General features: G+C 65.2%; 3 protein-coding genes. 2 read left to right on the forward strand and 1 reads right to left on the reverse strand.

Annotated features, from left to right (window positions below):
- The first annotated feature begins 337 nt into the window (after positions 1-337).
- Together CEK68_RS19505 and CEK68_RS19510 are read left to right on the forward strand one after the other, a co-directional pair.
- Positions 338-1,909, forward strand: coding sequence for an APC family permease (locus tag CEK68_RS19505; RefSeq protein WP_152240384.1), 1,572 nt, complete (start codon positions 338-340; stop codon positions 1,907-1,909).
- Positions 1,910-2,048: 139 nt separating this feature from the next.
- A complete protein-coding gene (locus CEK68_RS19510; RefSeq protein ID WP_152240385.1) occupies positions 2,049-4,379 on the forward strand; it encodes a S9 family peptidase in 2,331 nt (776 codons plus the stop codon).
- Between the two features lie 74 nt (positions 4,380-4,453).
- Here the strand turns inward: CEK68_RS19510 and CEK68_RS19515 are convergent, their stop codons facing one another.
- A complete protein-coding gene (locus CEK68_RS19515; protein ID WP_152181887.1) occupies positions 4,454-4,861 on the reverse strand; it encodes a hypothetical protein in 408 nt (135 codons plus the stop codon).
- Between the last annotated feature and the right edge of the window lie 334 nt (positions 4,862-5,195).

Consider the following 5,195-nt stretch of genomic DNA (forward strand, 5'->3'; position numbering starts at 1 on the left):
GGGTCGGGGCGCGAAGCGCATACGGTAGTTCGGCTGCACGAGGCCTCGCCCGTACCCTCATCCGCCCCTGCGGGGCACCTTCTCCCGAGGGAGGTGGGAGCAATAAGCCCCTCTCCCCCCGGGAGAGGGGTTGGGGTGAGGGTAGGGCGCGAAGCGCGTGCGGTGTTTCAGCTGCACGAGGCTTCGCCCGGCCCCTCATCCGCCCCTTCGGGGCACCTTCTCCCAGAGGGAGAAGGGAGCAACAAGCCCCTCTCCCTCCGGGAGAGGGGGTGGGGTGAGGGTAGGGAACGCCGCAGATCATCGAATCGCCAGTGACACCAATCCAGCGGGAGACGCCATGGCCGCACAAGGCAAGTTCCACAAGCGCTTGAGCCTCACCGATCTGACCTTCATCGGCTTGGGCTCGATCTTCGGGTCCGGTTGGCTGTTCTCGGCCAGCCACGTCTCGGCGATCGCCGGGCCGGCCGGCATCGTCTCGTGGATCGCCGGCGGCGTGGCGGTGCTGCTGCTGGGCCTGGTGTACTGCGAACTCGGCGCGGCGCTGCCGCGCGCCGGCGGCGTGGTGCGCTACCCGGAGTACTCGCACGGCGTGCTGCTGGGCTGGCTGATGGGCTTCATCACCCTGATCGCCTTCTCCAGCCTGATCGCGATCGAAGTGGAAGCGGCGCGGCAATACGCCGCGGCGTGGTTCCCCTGGCTCAACCAGGCCGGCAGCACTCATCCCAGCGTCGCCGGCTGGCTGCTGCAACTGGCGCTGCTGGTCGCGTTCTTCCTGCTCAACTACTACAGCGTCAAGACCTTCGCCACCGCCAACAACATCGTCAGCGTGTTCAAGTTCCTGGTGCCGGTGCTGGTGATCGTGTTGCTGATGGCGCATTTCGATGCGCGCAACCTGCACGTGCAGGGCTTCGCGCCGTTCGGTGCGGCCGGGGTGGAGGCGGCGATCTCCGCCGGCGGCATCATCTTCGCCTACCTCGGGCTCACGCCGATCGTGTCGGTGGCCAGCGAGGTGCGCGATCCGCAGCGCAACATCCCGATCGCGCTGATCCTGTCGGTGGCACTGTCCACGGTGATCTACGTGCTGCTGCAGCTCGCCTTCCTCGGCGGGGTGCCGGCGCAACATCTGGTCAACGGCTGGGGCGGCATCGACAAGGCGTTCTCGCTGCCGTACCACGATATCGCCCTGGCGCTGGGCATGGGCTGGCTGGCGGCGCTGGTGATCTGCGACGCGATGATCTCGCCCAGCGGCACCGGCAACATCTACATGAACGCCACGCCGCGGGTGGTCTACGGCTGGGCGCGCAGCGGCGGATTCCTGCCGGTGCTGACCAAGGTGGACGCCGCCTCCGGCATCCCGCGTCCGGCGCTGTGGCTGAGCCTGGGCCTGTCGGTGTTCTGGACCCTGCCGTTCCCCTCGTGGGAGGCGCTGATCAACGTGGTGTCGGCGGCGCTGGTGCTGAGCTATGCGGTGGCGCCGGTGACCGTGGCCGCACTGCGGCGCAGTGCGCCGGACTTGCCGCGGCCGTTCCGGTTGCGCGGCATGGCGCTGCTCGGCCCGCTGTCGTTCATCGTCGCAGGCCTGATCGTGTACTGGTCGACCTGGAACACGCTGTCGTGGCTGCTCGGCCTGCAGATCGCCATGTTCGCGCTGTACGTGCTGTACCGTCTGCCCAACGCCGCCGGCCGTGCGCGGCTGTGGCGGCAGGTGCGCGGTGTGCTGTGGCTGATCGTGTTCTTCGCGCTGGTGTTGGTGGTGTCGCGTCTGGGCACCTTCGGCGGCAGCGGCTGGATCGCGCATCCCTGGGACACGCTGTGCGTGGCCGCGATCGCCTTGGGTTGCTACCACTGGGGTGCGCGCAGCGGCCTGCGTCCGGAGGAACTCGCGTTGGAAGAGGATGACGGGGAGTAGCCGTTGCGTGTGTGGAGAGGCGTAGGACGGTTCTTGTCCCTTTTTGTGGGATTGGCTGCGGCAGACGTCAACGGGAAAGCCCGTCGCGGCTAAAGCCGCTCTACGGGAAACAGCGCGTCATGAGATTTTTGGAAACCGCATGAACAAGTTCGTCGTATCGATCGTCATGGCACTGGCCTGCTGCGCCGGCGCCGCCCAGGCCGCGCCCAGCGTCGCCGACTACCAGCGCTCGCTGGGCCTGCGCGAGGCCTGGATCGGCCTGACCGAGAACGTGACCTGGCCGGCGCAGTGGCGCGACGACGGCGCGTTCTACTACCGCAAGACCGTGCCGGGCGGTTTCGCCTTCGAGGTCGAGGACGTGGCCAGCCAACGCAAGCAGCCGGCGTTCGACCAGGCGCGGCTGGCGCGCGCGCTGGGCGCGGCAACCGGCACCGCCTATCCGGCGCTGCGCCTGCCGTTCGCGCGTTTCGCCTACGTCGCAGAGGGTGGCAAGGCGCAGGCGGCGATCGCCTTCGAGCTCGATGAGACGCCGTGGCGCTGCACGCTCACCACCTACGTCTGCGCGCGTGCCGACCGCGGCCCGCAGCCGCGGCCGCGCGGTTTCGGTGTGGTGCGCGATCTCAGCGTGCCGGCCGACGCCACCCCGCGGCGCTCGCCGGACGGACGCTGGGACGCCTATGTCGACGGCAATGCGCTGATGCTGCGCGCGGTGGCCGACGGGCACACGCTGCGCCTGGCCGACGATGGCCGCAGCGACGATTTCTACGATCCGGAAACGATTGCCTGGTCGCCGGATTCGCAGCGGCTGGCGCTGTACCGGGTGAAGCCCGGCTTTCCCCGCCGCGTCACCCGGGTGGAGGCGGCGCCGCCCGGCGGCGGCCAGCCGATCGTACGCACGCAGCTGTATCCCAAGCCCGGCGATGCAGTGGACATCGAGCGACCGGTGCTGTTCGACCTCGGCGCGCTGGCGCGCGGCGGCACGCCCAAGCGCCTGCCCATCGACGACGCGCTGTTCGCCAACCCGTACCAGCTCTCGCCGATCCAGTGGCGCCGCGACAGCGCCAGTTTCGTGTTCGACTACGTGCAACGCGGCTTCCAGCGCATGCGCGCGATCGCGGTGGACGCGGCCACGGGCGAGGCGCATGTGGCGGTGGGCGAGGACGCCAAGACCTTCGTGTACGCCGACCGCAGCTACCATCACGATGTCGATGGCCTGGGCCAGGAGATCCTGTGGATCTCCGAGCGCGACGGCTGGCGCCATCTGTACCTGTTCGACGGTACCAGCGGCCGGATCAAGGCGCAGCTCACCAAGGGCGAGTGGATCGTGCGCGACGTGCTGCGCGTGGACGACGCGCAGCGGCGTATCTGGTTCACCGCCAGCGGCATGGATGCGGGCAAGGATCCGTACTACCGGCAACTGTTCGCGGTGGATTTCGACGGCGGCCACCTGACCCGTCTGACCCAGGCCGATGCCGACCACGACGTGGCCATCGCCGACGACGGGCGCCATTACGTGGACGTGTATTCGCGTCCGGACATGGCCCCGGTGATGGAACTGCATGCCATCGACGGGCGGCTGCTGCAGGTGGTGGAGCGCGGCGACATCCGCAAGCTGCAGGCCGCCGGCTGGCGCGCGCCGCAGACCTTCGTGGCCAAGGGCCGCGACGGCAAGACCGACATCTGGGGCATGGTGGTGCGCCCGCGCGACTACGACCCGCACAAGAAGTACCCGGTGATCGAGAACATCTATGCCGGCCCGCACGATTCCTTCGTGCCCAAGACCTTCTGGCCGTTCGGCTACCACTCCGGCGGCGACAAGCAGATCGGCATGCAGGCCCAGGCCGACCTGGGCTTCATCGTGGTGATGATCGACGGCATGGGCACCGCCAACCGCTCCAAGGCCTTCCACGACGTGGCCTGGAAGAACCTCGGCGATTCCGGCTTCCCCGACCGCATCGCCTGGCACAAGGCACTGGCCGCGCAGGATCCGTCCTACGACATCGGCCGCGTCGGCATCTACGGTGCGTCGGCCGGCGGGCAGAGCACGCTGGGCGCGCTGGAGCGGCATCCGGACTTCTACAAGGTGGGCGTGGCCTATGCGGGGTGCTACGACAACCGCATGGACAAGATCAGCTGGAACGAGCAGTGGATGGGCTGGCCGGTGGACGCCAGCTATGCACGCGCCTCCGGCGTGGACAATGCGGCCAAGCTGCGTGGCGACCTGCTGCTGATCGTCGGCGAGCAGGACAGCAACGTCGACCCGGCCTCGACCGGGCAGGTGGTGGACGCGCTGATCAAGGCCAACAAGGACTTCGACCTGCTGGTCGTGCCCGGCGGCGAACACACCGTCGGCCGCTCCACCGGTCCCATCGATTACGTGCAACGGCGCCAGTACGACTTCTTCGTGCGGCATCTGTTGGGGGAGCCGACGCCGCGTTGGAATGGCGTGGACGGACGCGTTGCGCGATAAGTAGAGCGCGCCTGCATGAATGTCAGAGATGCCGCCTTCCGGTGGCGGCATCGGATCACTCGGAAATCGTGGATTTAATAGAATCCGGCGTCACAGTTGGCGCCTTTGATCGTCGCTAATGAGCGATTTTTAATGGTATAGGTTCCGCCATAGGGTAGTCCTATTGCCATGCGCTTTGGATTTGTGACGTAGAACGTCTTTGCGGCTTTGTCGTACGTGACGTTTCTGGGGTCGTCGGTTTCGACATAGACTCTTTTTTCGGCTGCAGGCGTGCCAGAGTATGTGATCGCAAAAAAGATATTGCCGGGGGCGAAGAAATCGCATCCTGTTTCAAGGCCCATGTGTTCTTCGCCAGCGGTGAAGTCATAGGTTACTTTTTCCAAGGGCATGAAGAACCACGAGTTCTCGCCTATTCCGCAATTGCCTGCTCCGGCAATGGAAAACAACGCGCATGCCACGACTGATTTTTTATAAATCTTCATTCTTCTCTCTTGCAAGTGAGTCAAGTGAATCAAGTGGAATTCGATAAGAAATCTAATTTTATTTAATGAATTTTGTATTTCGGAATATATACCCTGAATTTTTAAGGAAAATAAAATTAACAGTTCATTCAAGAGGCGTCAAGATAATTTCATATTTATGACACATTAATTTGGCCGAATGACGTGGCGATCCATCCGCGGTCCGCTGCGAACAGGGCAGCAATATCATCTGACTTCGATCGCACAATTGATGGATGGGTGGATCGCGATCGCCAATACTTCGACGTGTTTCCTTGACCTTTCGGCAGAAGGAGCCCCACAGGGGCGGATGAGG

It is taken from the genome of Xanthomonas sp. LMG 12461, from assembly GCF_009192935.1.
GTDB classification, from domain to species: domain Bacteria; phylum Pseudomonadota; class Gammaproteobacteria; order Xanthomonadales; family Xanthomonadaceae; genus Xanthomonas_A; species Xanthomonas_A sontii.

Coding starts and splice junctions, on each gene's coding strand:
- CEK68_RS19510 (WP_152240385.1), top strand. CDS start 2,049: ATGAACAAGTTCGTCGTATCGATCGTCATGGCACTGGCCTGCTGCGCC.
- CEK68_RS19515 (WP_152181887.1), bottom strand. CDS start 4,861: ATGAAGATTTATAAAAAATCAGTCGTGGCATGCGCGTTGTTTTCCATT.
- CEK68_RS19505 (WP_152240384.1), top strand. CDS start 338: ATGGCCGCACAAGGCAAGTTCCACAAGCGCTTGAGCCTCACCGATCTG.